The 15347-nt window shown below is 65.4% G+C and carries 15 protein-coding genes; 10 read left to right on the top strand and 5 right to left on the bottom strand.

The features are described from left to right. The coding region (locus tag GVL61_RS19800; RefSeq protein WP_235037812.1) for an MATE family efflux transporter at positions 1-1321 on the top strand (1321 nt) is incomplete at its 5' end. Here GVL61_RS19800 and GVL61_RS19795 read toward each other — a convergent pair. The 4 genes from GVL61_RS19795 to GVL61_RS19780 form a co-directional block, all read right to left on the bottom strand. Beyond that, the gene (locus GVL61_RS19795; protein WP_159982382.1) at positions 1308-1922 is read right to left on the bottom strand and encodes a DUF938 domain-containing protein; all 615 of its coding nucleotides are present in this window, start codon (positions 1920-1922) and stop codon (positions 1308-1310) included. The two genes, GVL61_RS19800 and GVL61_RS19795, sit on opposite strands and share 14 nt — an antisense overlap. A gap of 227 nt (positions 1923-2149) precedes the next feature. Continuing rightward, on the bottom strand, positions 2150-3718 hold the full coding sequence (locus GVL61_RS19790) for a DHA2 family efflux MFS transporter permease subunit (RefSeq protein ID WP_159982381.1): 1569 nt from the start codon (positions 3716-3718) through the stop codon (positions 2150-2152). Further along, positions 3718-4875 carry an HlyD family efflux transporter periplasmic adaptor subunit gene (locus GVL61_RS19785; RefSeq protein WP_159982380.1) on the bottom strand — a complete coding sequence of 386 codons (1158 nt, stop codon included), beginning with the start codon at positions 4873-4875 and terminating at the stop codon, positions 3718-3720. The genes GVL61_RS19790 and GVL61_RS19785 overlap by 1 nt, the downstream gene beginning before the upstream one ends. Next, the gene (locus GVL61_RS19780; protein ID WP_235037811.1) at positions 4868-6319 is read right to left on the bottom strand and encodes an efflux transporter outer membrane subunit; all 1452 of its coding nucleotides are present in this window, start codon (positions 6317-6319) and stop codon (positions 4868-4870) included. Before GVL61_RS19780 ends, GVL61_RS19785 begins: the two co-directional genes overlap by 8 nt. Positions 6320-6396: 77 nt before the next feature. Here GVL61_RS19780 and GVL61_RS19775 point away from each other — a divergent pair, with 77 nt between their 5' ends. The 3 genes from GVL61_RS19775 to GVL61_RS19765 all read left to right on the top strand — a co-directional run bounded on the left by GVL61_RS19775 (position 6397) and on the right by GVL61_RS19765 (position 8825). Further along, positions 6397-7014: a TetR/AcrR family transcriptional regulator gene (locus GVL61_RS19775; RefSeq protein ID WP_200844758.1), complete on the top strand. Its 618-nt coding sequence runs from the start codon at positions 6397-6399 to the stop codon at positions 7012-7014. A gap of 107 nt (positions 7015-7121) precedes the next feature. After that, positions 7122-7637 carry a nitroreductase/quinone reductase family protein gene (locus GVL61_RS19770; RefSeq protein ID WP_159982378.1) on the top strand — a complete coding sequence of 172 codons (516 nt, stop codon included), beginning with the start codon at positions 7122-7124 and terminating at the stop codon, positions 7635-7637. Positions 7638-7658: 21 nt separating this feature from the next. Beyond that, positions 7659-8825, top strand: a complete 1167-nt coding sequence (locus tag GVL61_RS19765) for a MaoC family dehydratase N-terminal domain-containing protein (RefSeq protein WP_159982377.1) — start codon at positions 7659-7661, stop codon at positions 8823-8825. Here GVL61_RS19765 and GVL61_RS19760 read toward each other — a convergent pair. Continuing rightward, positions 8822-9667, bottom strand: coding sequence for a PhzF family phenazine biosynthesis protein (locus tag GVL61_RS19760; protein WP_159982376.1), 846 nt, complete (start codon positions 9665-9667; stop codon positions 8822-8824). The two genes, GVL61_RS19765 and GVL61_RS19760, sit on opposite strands and share 4 nt — an antisense overlap. Before the next feature lie 167 nt (positions 9668-9834). Here GVL61_RS19760 and GVL61_RS19755 point away from each other — a divergent pair, with 167 nt between their 5' ends. From GVL61_RS19755 to GVL61_RS19730, 6 genes are all read left to right on the top strand, one after another. Then, positions 9835-10257: a glycine zipper 2TM domain-containing protein gene (locus GVL61_RS19755; protein ID WP_159982375.1), complete on the top strand. Its 423-nt coding sequence runs from the start codon at positions 9835-9837 to the stop codon at positions 10255-10257. Between the two features lie 265 nt (positions 10258-10522). Beyond that, complete coding sequence (locus GVL61_RS19750) at positions 10523-10852, top strand: glycine zipper 2TM domain-containing protein (RefSeq protein WP_159982374.1); 330 nt, start codon at positions 10523-10525, stop codon at positions 10850-10852. 279 nt (positions 10853-11131) lie between these two features. Then, complete coding sequence (locus GVL61_RS19745) at positions 11132-11911, top strand: SDR family oxidoreductase (RefSeq protein ID WP_235037810.1); 780 nt, start codon at positions 11132-11134, stop codon at positions 11909-11911. 85 nt (positions 11912-11996) lie between these two features. Then, positions 11997-13241, top strand: a complete 1245-nt coding sequence (locus GVL61_RS19740) for a cyclopropane-fatty-acyl-phospholipid synthase family protein (RefSeq protein ID WP_159982373.1) — start codon at positions 11997-11999, stop codon at positions 13239-13241. Between the two features lie 119 nt (positions 13242-13360). Beyond that, on the top strand, positions 13361-14578 hold the full coding sequence (locus GVL61_RS19735) for an argininosuccinate synthase (protein ID WP_159982372.1): 1218 nt from the start codon (positions 13361-13363) through the stop codon (positions 14576-14578). Between the two features lie 177 nt (positions 14579-14755). After that, positions 14756-15196 (top strand): septal ring lytic transglycosylase RlpA family protein, encoded by a 441-nt coding sequence (locus GVL61_RS19730; protein WP_159982371.1) that lies wholly within the window; start codon positions 14756-14758, stop codon positions 15194-15196. Positions 15197-15347: the final 151 nt, after the last annotated feature.

Raw genomic sequence — 15347 nt, 5'->3', positions numbered from 1 at the left:
GACCCGAAGCGATACCGCCCGCCAGCTTTGGTCGATTGCCTTGCCGGCAATGCTGACCAACGTGGCAACGGCCTTGTTCGGGTTGGCCGACATGTGGGCGATCGGTCGCCTTGGCGACGCCCCGGCGCAAGGCGCGGTAGAACTGGGCGCCAAGTTCATGCTGGGCCTGCTCAACATATTCAACTTCCTGCGCACCAGCACCGTCGCCCTGACTGCGCAGGGCAGCGGCCGCGGCGACGGGCCGGTGCAGGGCCAGACCCTTGCCCGCGCCATGACCGTGGCAATGGGGATCGGTGCGCTGCTGCTGCTCGCCATGCCCTGGGCGATCTCCCTCGGGCTGGATCTGCTGGGCGCGACCGGGCCGCTGCGCGAAGACGCCCGGGCCTATGTCGCGATCCGCTATTGGGCCGGGCCGATCTGGCTGGCCAATTGCGTGCTGGTGGGCTGGCTGATCGGGCGGCGCAAGCTGCGATATGTCCTCTATGTCGAGATCGCCGCCAACCTCGTCCACATCGCGCTGGACCTCTTGCTTGTGCTGGTTGCGCATTGGGGCGTGGCCGGTGTCGCCACCGCAACGGTCAGTTCCGAGGCTCTCAAGTTCGCGCTGCTCGCCGCCGTCGTCGTGCGCGAAGGCGCTGCGCGCGAGGCGCTGGCCGCACTTGGTCATCGCGCGACATGGGCGCGCGCAGACCTGATGCAGTTGTTCGCCCTCAACCGCGATCTCTTCGCCCGGACCCTGCTGCTGACCACCGCGCTGCTGATCTTCGCACGCAGCGGAGCGCAGGCCGGGCCGGTGACGCTCGCGGCGAACGGCATACTGTTCCAGCTGTTCATGCTGGCCACCCTGCTGCTCGACGGCTTCGAGAGCGCGGCGCAAGTGCTCTGCGGAGAGGCCCTGGGGGCCGGCGCGCGCAGCCGCTTCAACGCCGCCGTGCGCGCCGCGCTGGTCTGGGGCGGACTGACAGGGCTGGCCGTCTCGTGCCTCTACGCATTTGGCGGCGCATGGCTTGCCGGAGCCTTCAGTACCGATCCGCAGGTTATCGCAGCGACCCGCGACTATGCCGTGTGGCTAGCCCTCCTGCCGCTGCTCGGTGTCGTCTCATTCGTGCTCGACGGCGTGTTCGTGGGGGCCGGCTGGACCCGCGCCATGCTGGGGACGATGGCAGCGGCGATGGTGCTCTATCTGGCGCTACTGGTGGAATTGCGGCCCTTGGGCAACCATGGCTTATGGGCCGCCTTTGCCGTGCTGTTCGCCGCCCGTGCGGTGGGCCAGGCGCTGGTTCTGCCCCGCCTTTCGCGCAGCAGCTTCAACGCTTCCTGAAGACCAGCATCAGGTTGTTGGCCGGCATCTCGACCAGTTGGTCGAACGCCAGTCCATAGTCGAGCGCACAGGCACGCACGTCCTCCACGCTGCGCAGGCCCCAATCGGGATTGCGGCGCTTCAGGTCCTCGTCGAATACGGCATTGCCCGGCTCCAGTGTACGATCGCCCCGCCGGTACGGCCCGTAAAGTACCAGTGGATGACCGGAGCCCAGAACTTTCGCCGCGCCCGTCATCAGTCCCTCAGTCGCCGTCCAGGGGCTGATGTGGATCATGTTGATGCACACCACCGCCTCCACGGTCATGTCGGGCCAGTCGGCAGCGGCGTCGAGCGCGATAGGTTCCAGGAGGTTGGACAGGCCAGCATCCGCCCGCCACGCCGCGATCGATGCGCGTGCACCCGCATCGGGATCGCTCGTCTGCCAAAGCAGGTCGGGCAGCGCGGCGGCGAAATGGACGGCATGTTCGCCGGTCCCGCCGGCGACTTCAAGCACCCGCCCCGAAAGCGGCAGCACCTCGCGCAGGACCGAGAGGATCGGGTCGCGGTTTCGCTCGGTAGCCGGGGCCTGGCGGCGTGCGTCTGGAGAACCATCCTGTATCATCAGTCGAGGATGGGAGCGGCCAGCCGCCAGCGCAAGGGGCGTAAGCGACCGGCCGGTGTGCCGACCGGACGGAAAGGCGAGAGGCTGGGGGGCTGCCTGTCTTTCCGTCCGGCCGGAACGCCGTCTTGCCTTTGGTGCGACCCGAAGGCACGCCGCCTCAGGCGAGAGCCCGTGCGGCGCTTGAGTGTTTCCAAGGCGGGATGCGTCAGCATCCTAACGCCTTGATATCAGTGCCCCGAGGCGGCCTTCACGTTCTTGGGCGGGCGCGGGGCCAGCCAGATCGTCAGCGCGGCAAGGAACAGGGCGATGGCGCAGATGACAAAGAGGTGTCCAGTGGCGACGGCCGTTCCCTGGTTCTCCACCAATTGCGCAATCGTCCCGCGTGCCTGCTCGGCCGAGAAGCCCCTGTCCTGAAGGTTCTGGGACAGCGCACCGGCGCCGTTGAGCGTGCCGGCGATCTCGGCAGAGCGCTCACGCGACATGTCGCTCCAGACCGTCGACACGATCGCGGTGGCCACCGCGCCTGCCAGCGTTCGCCCGAAGTTCGCGATGCCCGCCGCCGAAGCGGTTTCCCGAGGCAGGACCGAACTCAAGCTGATGGTGGTCAGCGGCACGATCATGAGCGAGACGCCCAGTCCCTGCAAAAGCTGCGGCATGGCGATCGACCAGAAAGTGATCTCGGTCGACCATGTCATGCGCATCAGCGCGCAGATGCCGATCCAGGTCACGCCGACGAAGACGATGAGCCGGGGGTCGAAACGCTGCATGAGCTTGGGCACGAAGGGGGAGGCAACAACCGCCAGCACACCGCTGAACGCCATGGCCCGGCCCGCCTCCGTCGCCGTGTAGCCCATCGAGGTCTGGAGCCACTGCGGAATGATGACGATAGAGGCGAAGTAGGTGCCGAAAGCGATCGTCAGCGATAGTGTGGAGGCGGAGAAGCCTCGATGTCGGAACACGCTGATGTCCACGATCGGGTGGTCCTCGGTCAGCTCCCAGATCACGAAAGCGACGAAGACGACCACCGCGATGCAGGCCAGCAACACGATCTTGCCCGACGAGAACCAATCCTCGTCGCGGCCCAGGTCCAGCATCATCTGGAACGCGCCGACCCAGATCACCAGCAGCAGCAGACCGATCTTGTCGATCGGCAGCTTCTGTGTCGGCGTTTCCGCCCCGCGCAGCAGGGTAAACACACCGAAGAAGATCAGCGCAACGATCGGCACGTTGATGAAGAAGATCCACTCCCACGACCAGTTGTCGGAGATATAGCCGCCCAGGATCGGCCCGGCGATCGGCGCGGTGACGACGGTCATCGCCCACATCGCCATCGCCTTGGGGTGCATCTCCTTGGGGAAGATTCGCAGCAGCAGCGTCTGCGTCAGCGGCATCAGCGGACCGCCGCAAAAGCCCTGCCCCAGACGGAACACGACGAGCATCGAAAGCGAGGTCGAAAGCCCGCAAAGCGTCGAAAACAGGCCAAACCCGATCAGCGACAGCATGAAGACGCGCAATGTGCCGAAGCGGTTGGAGAGCCAGCCGGTGAGCGGCACGCAGATCGCCTCGGCGACGGCGTAGGACGTGATGACCCAGGTCCCGCTCGATACGGAAACTGCAAGGCCGCCCGCGATATGCGGAACCGAAACGTTGGCGATCGTCGTGTCGAGCACGACGACGAAGTTCGCCATGGCCAGCACAAGCCCGGCCAGGACCAGCTTCGCGCCGGTCAGCGGCTGCGCCGGAGCGCCGCCGCCTGACTTGGGCGCAGCGCCCGCCGCTGATGCAGCGCCTGCCATCAGTCCTTACTCGACAGGTCGATCTTGGCTTCCATCGACAGGCCGATCCGCAGCGGATGTTCCTTCAGCTCCTTGGGATCGAGTTCGATGCGCACCGGCAGGCGCTGCACCACCTTGATCCAGTTGCCGGTCGCGTTCTGCGCCGGGATAAGCGAAAACGCCGCCCCGGTGCCGCCTGCGAAGCCGACGACCTTGCCATGGTATTTCACGTCGTCGCCGTAGAAGTCGGAGGTCACGGTAGCCGCCTGGCCCGAGCGGACCTTGCCGAGCTGATCTTCCTTGAAGTTGGCGTCAACGTAGAGCGCGTTCACCGGCACGATCATCATCGCGACGGTGCCCATCTCGATCTTCTGGCCGACCTGCACCGAACGCTTGGCGACAACACCTTCGATCGGGGCGCGAATGATGGTACGCTCCATCGCCAGCTGGGCGGTTGCGAGCTGCGCCTTGGCAAGCAGGATTTCCGGAGCGGTTTGGGTGCTCGTGCCCTTGGTCAGGGCAAGCGCGGCTTCTTCCTGACGGCGGGCACTGATGGCGCTGGCTCGCGCCTGAGCGACGGCTGCGCTGGCTTCCTGTCCGGCAGCCTGGGCCGAAGCCAGTGCCTGACGGGCAGAGGTCAATTCTTCGGCGGAAACAGCACCGCCACCGGCAAGCGCGTTGCGGCGGCGGAAGTCTTCCTGCGCCTTGGCGAGCGTGGCCTGCGCGGATGCCTGCTTGGCGATGGCCGAAGCGATCTGCGTGGCGCTGGCATCGGCCGCTGCGCCGAGTGCGTTCCCGTTCGCCAGCGACTGGCCATAGCGGCGGGTGGCGTATTCGAACCCGGCCTCGGCCTGAGCCAGCGAGATGCGCTGGTCCCTGTCGTCGAGACGCATCAGGATCTGGCCCTTGCGCACCGGCTGGGTATCGGTGACCAGAACTTCGGCGATCTGACCGGCGGTGAGCGGTGTCACTTCCGCGCTTTCACCCCCAACATAGGCATTGTCGGTCGAGACCGAGCGGCTGCCGATGAACTCGTCATAGAGGAAGTAGACTACGGCGGCCACCACGACCACCACCGCAACACCGATCAACAGCGGCTTGCGGTTCTTCTTCTCGATCACGCTTTCGCCAGCATCTGGGCCGGAACCGTTCTTCTGGTCCTGCACGCCATCAGTCATTGTCGGGAGCCTTCTCACTGGAATTGTCTGCGAAGCCGCCGCCAAGCGCGCGTTGCAGCGCCACTTCCAGGGCAAGAGTACGGAAATGGGCATCGATCGCCGCTTCGCGCGCCTGCAGCGCTTCGGTCTGGGCGGTCAGTGCGTCGAGGTAGTTGGAAAGGCCGCCGCGGAAGCGCTGCATCGACAGGTCATAGCCGACCTGCGAGGTACGCGCCGCTTCTGCCGCGTCGCGCTCCTGTCCGGCAGCGGCATCGCGGCTGGCAAGCGCATCGGCAACTTCCTGCAGCGCGCCCACCACGGTCTCGTTGTAATTGGCAACGGCAGCGTCATAGCCGCCGCGCGCCTGCGTGAACTGGCCCTTCAGGCGTCCACCCTGGAAGATAGGCAGGCTGAGCGCGCCACCGCCACTGCCGTAAGTCGAGCCGCTGTCGATCAGGTTGGACAGGCCCAGCGAGGTCAGGCCGAACAGGCCGCGCAAGCTGATGTTGGGCATGTACGCTGCCTTGGCCTGGTCGATCCGGGCGCCGGCCGCCTCGGCTCGCAGGCGCGCCGCGACGATGTCGGGGCGGCGACCTGCAAGCGCGATGCCCGCATCGGTGGGAATACCCACCTCGGGAACCGTGGCGATGGCAGGGGGGGTAATTGCCAGTCCACGGTCGGGGCCTTTGCCGAGCAGCGCAGCGAGCGCATGCCGGCGAAGCAGGGTCTGTTCTTCATTCGCAGAGAAAGCAGCGCGCGCAGTAGCTGCAGCCGCTTCCGCACGGCGTATCGGAGCCTGGTTGTCGATACCTTCGCGTTCGCGCTGGCCAGTCAGGTCAACGAAGGAGCCGCGCGCTTTGGTGGCATCACCCAGCGCCTTGCCGCGTTCGACCAGGCGGGCGAGGTCGAAATAGGAGGAGACCACGTTGCTGGAGATCATCAGCTCAGCCTGCCGGGCGTCGGCCTCGGCGGCCTCGGCTTCCGACGTCGCGGCGGCCAGGGCCTTGCGGTTGGCACCCCAGAGGTCGAGGTCGAAGTCACCCGAGAGTGCCAGCGTGCCGGTGCTGTTCCACCCCTTGGGAACGAACTCGGCCGGCACGCCATTGTTGTAGGACTGCTTGGTGAACCCCGCGGAGCCCTGCCCGCCCAGTGTGGGCAGTAGCGCCGCGCCGGCGATACCAGCCGCACCGCGTGCCTGGCGGATACGGGCCTGGGCGGCGGCAACGCTGGGCGATCCGGCCAGCGCTTCCTCTACCAGAGCGTCGAGCTGGGGGTCGCCATAGGCGGTCCACCAGCGCTCACGCGGCCAGTCGCGCAAGGCGGAACTGTTGCTGGTCAGTGACTGGCCAGCCTCAAGCCCGCCCGGCGGCGTCAACTGCGAACGCGGGCCGAGATCGGGCGCCGTGCAGGCCCCGAGGGAAAGTGTGATCGCCAGCAGCGATGCTGCCGCGAATCGCGGGTTCATATGCGTACTCATCAGTGTACATTCATCGAGACGCGGGTTGAACCTGTCAAACAAAAAGTGTACTAGATGGTACGCCTATGACGGAAATGATCGGAAAACGAGAGCTCAACAAAGCACGCAAACGCGCCGAGATCGTGCGCATTGCCACGCTTTTGTTTCTGGAACATGGCTACGCAGCCACCACGATGTCCGCGATCGCAGACACCCTCGGCGGCTCCAAGGCGACCTTGTGGGCACACTTTTCCTCCAAGGAAGAGCTGTTTTCCGCAGTCATCGACATGCATATCGCAATGTTCTCGCGCGATATCGAGGAAGTGCTGACCGGCCAGACCTTCTCGCCAGCCGCCTTGCGGCGCGCCTGCATACGGTTCCTGGACTGCCTGCTGAACGTGAACTCGGCGCTGCTCTACCGGCTAGTGGTGAGTGAAGGCGGACGCTTCCCCGAGATCAAGGAAATGTTCTACGAGCGCGGGCCAGTCAAGATGCGCGCCGCCTTCACCGGCTTCTTCTCGACGCGCTTCGAGGCTGACGAGGCGGCGCGGCTCACCCAGTTCATCGTCTCCACCGTTTCCGGCTATCGCACCGACCTCCTCCTGCGCCCGACAAAGGCAACTAAGGCCCAGCATGAAGCCTTCATCGACAACCTTATAGCCCACATCGCCTTCCCGCCGGAAAAGGAAGCTCCGGCGGACTGACGCTAGACCGCTGGGGCGATCACTGGCCGGCGTACCCATTCGGGATTAGACGCCCACCTCCTCCATCGGCCATCTTCCGCCCCGCTTCGGCAGGAGAGGAAGAAGCCATGAGCGACGACACGTCAGCCGCGATCCGCGACACCCGCAAGGACTGGATCACCGAGCACCGCGACATGTACCTCGAATCCGGGGGCGCGAAGGGGCACATCATGGACGTGACCCCCGTGGGCGGCCGGGCTTTCGCGACGCATTGCCTGGTCAAGTACACCGGCCGCAAAAGCGGCAAGATCTTCATCACCCCGCTTTGTTATGCCGACATCGGCGGCGAAGTGGTGATCTGCGCCTCCAAGGGCGGGGCCGACCATCACCCGGCCTGGTATCTCAACGTGCGCGAGGCCGAGACGATCGACTTCCAGGTCGCTACCCAGGCCTTCCGTGCTACCTGGCGCGAACCTGAAGGCGCCGAGCGCGACAAGGTCTGGGCCTTCATGGTCGACTGCCATCCCTTCTACGGAAACTATCAGAAAGCCACGACGCGGGTGATCCCGCTGGTGATGCTCAAAGCGATCGAGCCGATTGCCGTCTTCAAAGCCGACGACGCAACCGGCCAGCGCCAATATTGAAAACGCGAGAGAGACCCTGAAATGAGCGACCAAGATTTCGACTGCTCCGATATCGATCAGTACCTGGGCAAGCCCATGGATTTCTCGCCCCTGCGCGAGGAGATCGCCCCCAACGACATCCGCCGCTGGGTCCACGCGATGCATTACCCCAACCTCGTCCACTTCGATCCCGCCACTGCGCAGGCCAGCCGCTGGGGGGCCCTCGTCGCACCGCAGAGCTTCGCCATCGCGACCGACGACGGCCACGGCGCCGCGCCGGCCTGCGTGGGCCGGATCGACAATTCGCACCTCCTGTTCGGCGGTGACGAGTGGTGGTTCTTCGGCCCCCGCATCAAGCCCGGTGACGTAGTCACCAATACCCGCGTACCCTTCGACTACACCGTGAAGCAGACCGGCTTCGGCCCCACCTGCTTCCAGCGCGGCGACAACAACTATTCCAACCAGGACGGCGAGCAGATTGCCCGCCAGCGCTCCACTTCGATCCGCTACCGGGCATCGGCGGGCGGCGACAACGTCAAGACGGACGACTTCGACGAGCCGGAATGGACCGACGCCGAAGTGGAAGCCATGGAGGAGCGTCGCTTTGCATGGGTACAGATGCTGCATGACCTGGGCCACGGCGAACGCTGGTGGGACGATCTGGCGGTGGGCGACCAGCTTCCCGAGCGCGTCTTCGGCCCTCACTCGATCGCCAGCTTCGCCACCGAATGGCGCGCCTATATCGTTAATACCTGGGGTGCTATCGACTTGCGAAAGCAGGATCTCGAAGGCCTCGGCTTCACGCCCGAGATGGCCGGCTACGAGAACGACCCGGACATGCTCAAGGTCAACCCCTTCCTCACCGATGGCGCCTATTACGGCCCTTCGCGCGGGCACCTGTTCCCGAAGTTCGCAAGGCGAATCGGAATGCCGCGCGGCTATGGCTACGGCGCCTCGATGGGCTCATGGGTGACGGACTACCTCTCGGGCTGGGCGGGCGAGCATGGCATGGTGGTCCACTCGGTCGCCAACTACCGTGGCCCTGCCCTGACCGGCGATGTGACGATCCAGACCGCCGAAGTGGTCGACAAGTCGGTCGACGCGGACGGGCGCCATCTCGTCCACGTCAAGCACCTGATGAAGAACCAGAAGGGTACCACCATGTGCACCGGCACCGCCGAGATCGCTCTGCCGAAAAAGCCGGGCTAACCCTGCGGAAAGAGGACGCCGCCGGTGGAGACCGTCTCCACCCGGCCGGCGATCCATACCTCGCCATCCGCCCTTTGCGAGCAGTGAACGAGACCGTCCGCGCCAACCTTGCGACCCTGCGCAGCGATATAGCTGCCCTGCGCTTGTCCGCTGGCGAAGAGGTACTGCGCCACTGCCGCGTTGAGGCTGCCGGTCACCGGGTCCTCAAGCAGCTTGCCGGCGGGATCGGCAAAGAAGGCGCGCACTTCGAACTGCGCTAAGCCGCCCGGCGCGATGGCACCGAGCAGAGCCACATCGGTGCCGACGGGGGCATGGGAAACAGGCTCGGCCGCCAGCACCGCCTCGGCCGAGGAGAGGTGCAGCAGCTGCCAGCCCGGGCCATTGGCGGCGTGGACGGCGGCGACGATCTGCGCCTCGTCCACCCCGGCAAGCCGCGCAGCCTCGGCGCGGTCGGGATCGTCAAGCGGGCCTGAGCGAATCAGCGGCGGCGCGCGGAATGCCAGCCGCCCCTCATCCTCGCGCACTTCGACAAGGCCGATGCCGCATTCCTGCACCACTCGGCCCGCCTGCCTGGGAACGCCACCCGCAGCCAGCCAGGCATGGGCGGTGCCCAGCGTCGGGTGCCCTGCAAACGGAAGTTCGCCCGCCGGAAAGAAGATGCGTACACGGTAATCGGCATCGGGATGCTCGGGCGGCAACAGGAACGTGGTTTCCGAATATCCAAGCCACTGCGTCAGACGCAGCATGGCCGCATCGTCCAGCTCCTCGCCCCCGCGCACAACCGCCAGCGGATTACCGCTCAGCGGGCCGGAACCGAACACGTCAACGAGATCGAGAAGCATTACGTACCTTCCGCAGCCTTTTGCACATTGGCGCGTTGCACCCCGATAAAGCCCGGTCCATCCTGTGGCCTGTGCATTCGTGCGCGCAGTTCATCGCCGGTTCGGACACAGGCTATCGAAATGCGACGACCGATTTCGCATATAAGCATCGCAGGAGACGTAGGAAAATGAAGAAATCCCTGCTGGCGCTGGCCGCCCTTGCCGCCACCGTCACCGCCCTTCCCATCACCCCGGTCATGGCCGATCCACCGCGCTGGAACGACCGTGACCGCGATGGCCGCAACGACCGATACGATCGCCGGGACAACCGCCGCGACGATCGCCGCAGCAATGTCTACGATTCGCGCGGTCGCTATTCGCAGCCCCGCCGTATCGACCGCAATTCGCACGTCTGGCGCGGCAACGACGGACGTTATTACTGTAAGCGCGACAATGGCACGACTGGCCTGATCATCGGCGCCGGTGTTGGCGCGCTTGCGGGCAACCAGATCGCCGGCAACGGCGACCGCACGATCGGCACCATTCTGGGCGGCGTCCTTGGCGGCGCGCTCGGCCGCGAGATCGACAAGGGCGACATCCAGTGCCGTTGATCTGAGCCACGTTCAGGACTGCGAAAAGGCGCTCCGCCTCGCCGGACGGCGTGCCTTTTCAATGCCCTGACACTCGGGACGCGGATCGGACTGAACCGCCATTGAATTATTTCCGCCTGTAACATTTTCCCACGGCTCGTCGCTGCTTAAGCGCATCTCGTCATCTATTTACAAACACAACGAGGCGTTCATCTGACGTTGTGGATCAATGAACGAGTAGCGGCGTTACCAGTTCATTCCACGCAACCGACGAGGGCACCTTTCCATGCGTAAAATCATTCTCGCCGCCACCATGATGGCGCTCAGCGTTCCGGCCTTCATGACCGTCACCACTCCGGCCGAGGCACGCGACAAGCGCCGCTATCACCGCGCCGACGACGGGTCGCGCTACTGGCGCGGCAACGACGGTCGCTATCGCTGCCAGAAGAAGAACGGCACAACCGGCCTGCTGGTCGGCGGCGTTGCCGGTGCCCTGGCGGGCCGCGCAATCGACACCCGGGGTGACCGCACCGTCGGCACCCTGCTGGGTGCGGCCGGCGGCGCAGTCCTCGGCCGCGAAATCGATCGCGGCGGCTCGAAGTCGCGCTGCCGCTGATCGGATCGGCAAAAAGCCGATAGCAGTCCTTTGAGAAAGGCGCGTCGTTCCCCCAACGGCGCGCCTTTTTCTTTGCCCTGCTCCCGCCGGTACGATTGTCAGCGCCGCTGAGCTGCCGGGCCTTTCCTACTCCGGCCGGCTATGCTCCAATGGCGCCATGTCCCAGTACCTTACGCCCGTGCCTTCCTTGCCCGTCAGGCCCTGTGCCACCACCTCCGGGGCGGCCCGCAGCGTTCCTTCAGGACTATGTGGACCTGCCGGCGCAATGGTGCCTTTCCCATGACCATATCCGCGAACGAGCGCCCCGCCATGCTGGTGACCGGCGGCGCCAAGCGTATTGGCGCGGCTATCGCGCGTGCTTTCGGGGCGGCGGGCTGGCACGTCGTGATTCACTACGGCCAATCGCGCGAACAGGCTGAGGCATTGGCAGCCCAGTTGCCTTCCGCCGAAATCGTCGCCTGCGACCTCGACGACTGGGAACAGGGTCCCGCCATGGTGAAGGACCTGGCCCACCGCCTCCCCGACTGGCGGGTGCTCATCAACTGCGCCGGGGTATTCGACCTCGATACCGCGCAAGACCTGGACCCCGGCACGTTCACCTCGGCTATGCGCGTCAACGCCGCCACGCCCGTCCGGCTCGGACAGGCGTTCCTCACGCATGCACGGGCGAAAGGCGGTCGGCGGCTGGTCCACATCACCGACCAGAAGCTGCTCAACCCCAATCCCGATTTCTTTTCCTACACAATGAGCAAGCATGCGCTGGCGGCAACCCTGCCGATGCTCTCTATGGCCCGCACCGACGCGCGCGACCGCGTTTACGGGATCGCGCCCGGCGCTATCCTCGCCAGCCACGACCAGACCGAGGCGGAAGCCGACGTCTCCCACCGGATGAACCTGCTGCATCGCCGCGCCACCGCGCAGGACGTGGCCGGGGCCGCCCTGTTCCTTGCCGGCGGCTGGCTCGCCAGCGGCGAGACGCTTTATGTCGATTCAGGCCAGCACCTCACCGCTCAGCCGCGCGACGTGCTGTTCCTCGCGCGCCGGGACGATGCGGCGTGAAACGTGCGTGTGCCAAACCTGAGTATGTACACTTTGCAACACGTACCCCCTTGCACCCGGCAGCCGCACTGCGCAAAAGCCTCTAATGGCACTCGGTATTCTAGACCGCTTCCTTGAGCGCGGCGTCCGTAAGGGCGTGCTCGAGGTCCTCCGTCCCAATGGCAGCCTGCGCCGCTTCGGAACGCCCCATGAGGGCTTTCCCGAGGTTCGCATCCGCCTCACCCCTGCGGCCGAACGCCGCATCCTGCGGGATCCGCGCCTGGGCGCGGCGGAAGCCTTCATGGACGGCCAACTGGTCGTCGAGGAAGGCGGCATCATGGAGCTGGTGGAACTGCTGCGCGCCAATGCCCGCTGGGACAGGGGCGGCGAACTGCACGAGACCAAGCCGCTCAAGAAGGTCGCGGACAAAGTCCTCACCCTCATAGACGGTATCAACAAGGCCACCAGCGCCAAGGCCAACATCGCCCATCACTATGACGTGGGCAACGACCTCTACCGCCTGTTCCTCGATGCCGAACACATGCAGTATTCCTGCGCCTACTGGCCCCGGGATGACATGAGCCTTGAAGAGGCCCAGACCGCCAAGCTGGCTCACATCGCCGCCAAGCTGGCGATCGAGCCGGGCCAGACCGTGCTCGACATCGGCTGCGGCTGGGGCGGCATGGCGATATACCTTGCGAAGAATTTCGATGTCTCGGTCAAAGGCATCACGCTGAGCGAGGAACAGCTCGTCCTCGCCCGCGAACGCGCGATCGAGGCCGGCGTTGCCGGCCGCATCGATTTCGAACTGGTCGACTACCGCGACCTCGCCGCGCGCGGCGACAAGTTCGACCGCATCGTCTCGGTGGGCATGTTCGAACATGTCGGCCAGGCCCAGTTCGCCCGCTTCTTCCGCGACTGCGCGACGATGCTCACCGACGAGGGCGTGATGCTGATGCACACCATCGGCCGCATGGGCGTACCCGGCTCGACCGACGCCTTTACCCGCAAGTACATCTTCCCCGGCGGCTACATCCCCGCGCTTAGCGAAACGCTTGCTGCCAGCGAGAAGGTCCGCCTTATTGCCTCGGACGTGGAGACGCTGCGCCTTCACTACGCCAAGACCCTGCGCGAATGGTACAAGCGCTGCGTCGCCAACAAGGAGGCGATCGTCGCCCTTATCGACGAACGCTTCTACCGTATGTGGATCTTCTACCTCGCCGGCGCCACCGCCGCCTTCGAGAGCGGGGGCATGTGCAACTACCAGATCCAGTACACCCGCAGCCGCCACGCCCTGCCCCTGACCCGCGATTATATCGCCGATAGCGAGAAGCAGCTTCTGGCGGAATAGCCTCGTCCCGGAGCAGGTCCGGGACAACGATCCGATAACCGCGCCATTGCGCACCCTCGGCGCACCTGCTAGCCGCGCGCCGGTATATCCACCGCCTATTCTCGCGGAGCCGTTGCCCCATGTCCGACACCATCAAGAAGGTCGTCCTCGCCTACTCCGGCGGCCTCGACACCAGCGTCATCCTTAAGTGGCTTCAGGTCACCTACAACTGCGAGGTTGTGACCTTTACCGCCGACCTCGGCCAGGGCGAGGAGCTGGAACCGGCGCGCGCCAAGGCCAAGCTGATGGGCCTGCCCGACGAGAACATCTACATCGACGACCTGCGCGAGGAATTCGTGCGCGATTTCGTCTTCCCGATGATGCGCGCCAATGCCCGCTATGAAGGCGACTATCTGCTGGGCACCTCGATTGCCCGCCCGCTGATCTCCAAGCGCCTCATCGAGATCGCGCACGAGACCGGCGCCGACGCCGTCGCCCACGGCGCCACCGGCAAGGGCAACGACCAGGTCCGCTTCGAACTGTCGGCCTATGCGCTCGACCCGAACATCAAGGTCATCGCGCCGTGGCGCGAATGGGACCTGACCAGCCGTACCGCGCTGATCCAGTGGGCCGAACAGCACCAGATCCCCGTCCCCAAGGACAAGCGCGGCGAAAGCCCGTTCTCGACCGACGCCAACCTCCTGCACACCTCGTCCGAGGGCAAGGTGCTGGAAGACCCGTGGAACGAGACCCCGGACTACGTCTACTCGCGCACCGTGAACCCGGAAGACGCCCCCGACGCGCCGGAATACATCACTGTCGACTTCGAGAAGGGTGACGGCGTTGCCCTGAACGGCGAGGCGATGAGCCCGGCCACCCTGCTCACCGCGCTCAACGAACTGGGCCGCAAGCACGGCATCGGCCGCCTCGACTTGGTGGAAAACCGCTTCGTGGGCATGAAGTCGCGCGGAATGTACGAGACGCCGGGCGGCGAGATTTACGCACGCGCCCACCGCGGTATCGAACAGATCACCCTCGACCGCGGCGCAGCTCACCTCAAGGACGAGCTGATGCCGAAGTACGCGGAGTTGATCTACAACGGCTTCTGGTTCGCCCCCGAGCGCGAGATGCTGCAGGCCGCGATCGACCATTCGCAGGCCCGCGTGAACGGCACCGTGCGCCTCAAGCTCTACAAGGGTTCGGTCTCGGTAGTCGGCCGCAAGAGCCCCGATTCGCTGTACTCCGAACGCCACGTCACCTTCGAGGACGACGCTGGCGCTTACGACCAGAAGGACGCGGCGGGCTTCATCAAGCTCAACGCCCTTCGCCTGCGCCTGCTCGCCCAGCAGCGTCGATAGAGTCTTTCCAACAGCTTAACCGCATCAGGCGGCCCGTTGCCAACGCGCGACGGGCCGCTTTTGCATGGGTGGTAAGCCGGGAACCCGGAAGCTAGGACTCCGCTCGTCGTCAACGACGCAGTGGGGTATTGCTTGAAAATCCGTCGAACCGGCCGACTGGCTGCTATTGCCGCAGTCATGACCCTGACCCTCGCAGGGCCTGTCCACGCCGATTCCCGGATGATTCCGGTCGCAGCAGAAGCCGCGATCAGCACCGCCCCCACCTCGATCCTCACCGATCCGGTGACCGCCGCCGAGGCGCCTTCGCTCGAACTCGAATTTTCGCCGATCAAGGGCGGCATGGCCAGCTACTATGGCCGCCACCTTGCCGGCGCGCGCACCGCCAGCGGCGCACGCTTCGACCCCGATGCACTGACCTGCGCGCATCGCACCCTGCCCTTTGGCACCCAGCTTCAGGTAACCAACCCGGCCAACGGCGAATCAGTCGTCGTCACCGTCAACGATCGCGGCCCTTTCCACGGCAACCGCGTGATCGACCTGTCCGACGCCGCGGCCGAGGAAATCGGCATCATCGGTAAGGGCAGCGGCGTGGTTGAACTGGCCGTACTTTCCAACTGAGCTGAAAAGCCGACCGCTCTCTGATTTTTCGGGGAGGAAAAAGTCGACCGGCGCAGCTCGGGAGGGGGGGGAAGCGCCGCGCCGGCCTTCACACCCTATAACGGCGAAAGCGCGGGTAAGTTCCCGGCCCCCTGCGCTTTTGTCGATCCGG

It is taken from the genome of Novosphingobium sp. 18050 (genome assembly GCF_902706195.1).
Lineage (GTDB): Bacteria > Pseudomonadota > Alphaproteobacteria > Sphingomonadales > Sphingomonadaceae > Novosphingobium.
This window is presented reverse-complemented; position numbering and strand designations above follow the sequence as displayed.

Excerpts from the sequence above, each read along its gene's own strand:
- GVL61_RS19750 (WP_159982374.1), top strand. The coding sequence starts at position 10,523 with ATGCGTAAAATCATTCTCGCCGCCACCATGATGGCGCTCAGCGTTCCG.
- GVL61_RS19740 (WP_159982373.1), top strand. The coding sequence starts at position 11,997 with ATGGCACTCGGTATTCTAGACCGCTTCCTTGAGCGCGGCGTCCGTAAG.
- GVL61_RS19755 (WP_159982375.1), top strand. The coding sequence starts at position 9,835 with ATGAAGAAATCCCTGCTGGCGCTGGCCGCCCTTGCCGCCACCGTCACC.
- GVL61_RS19745 (WP_235037810.1), top strand. The coding sequence starts at position 11,132 with ATGACCATATCCGCGAACGAGCGCCCCGCCATGCTGGTGACCGGCGGC.
- GVL61_RS19775 (WP_200844758.1), top strand. The coding sequence starts at position 6,397 with ATGACGGAAATGATCGGAAAACGAGAGCTCAACAAAGCACGCAAACGC.
- GVL61_RS19770 (WP_159982378.1), top strand. The coding sequence starts at position 7,122 with ATGAGCGACGACACGTCAGCCGCGATCCGCGACACCCGCAAGGACTGG.
- GVL61_RS19735 (WP_159982372.1), top strand. The coding sequence starts at position 13,361 with ATGTCCGACACCATCAAGAAGGTCGTCCTCGCCTACTCCGGCGGCCTC.
- GVL61_RS19790 (WP_159982381.1), bottom strand. The coding sequence starts at position 3,718 with ATGGCAGGCGCTGCATCAGCGGCGGGCGCTGCGCCCAAGTCAGGCGGC.
- GVL61_RS19765 (WP_159982377.1), top strand. The coding sequence starts at position 7,659 with ATGAGCGACCAAGATTTCGACTGCTCCGATATCGATCAGTACCTGGGC.
- GVL61_RS19760 (WP_159982376.1), bottom strand. The coding sequence starts at position 9,667 with ATGCTTCTCGATCTCGTTGACGTGTTCGGTTCCGGCCCGCTGAGCGGT.
- GVL61_RS19780 (WP_235037811.1), bottom strand. The coding sequence starts at position 6,319 with ATGAACCCGCGATTCGCGGCAGCATCGCTGCTGGCGATCACACTTTCC.
- GVL61_RS19730 (WP_159982371.1), top strand. The coding sequence starts at position 14,756 with ATGACCCTGACCCTCGCAGGGCCTGTCCACGCCGATTCCCGGATGATT.
- GVL61_RS19785 (WP_159982380.1), bottom strand. The coding sequence starts at position 4,875 with ATGACTGATGGCGTGCAGGACCAGAAGAACGGTTCCGGCCCAGATGCT.
- GVL61_RS19795 (WP_159982382.1), bottom strand. The coding sequence starts at position 1,922 with ATGATACAGGATGGTTCTCCAGACGCACGCCGCCAGGCCCCGGCTACC.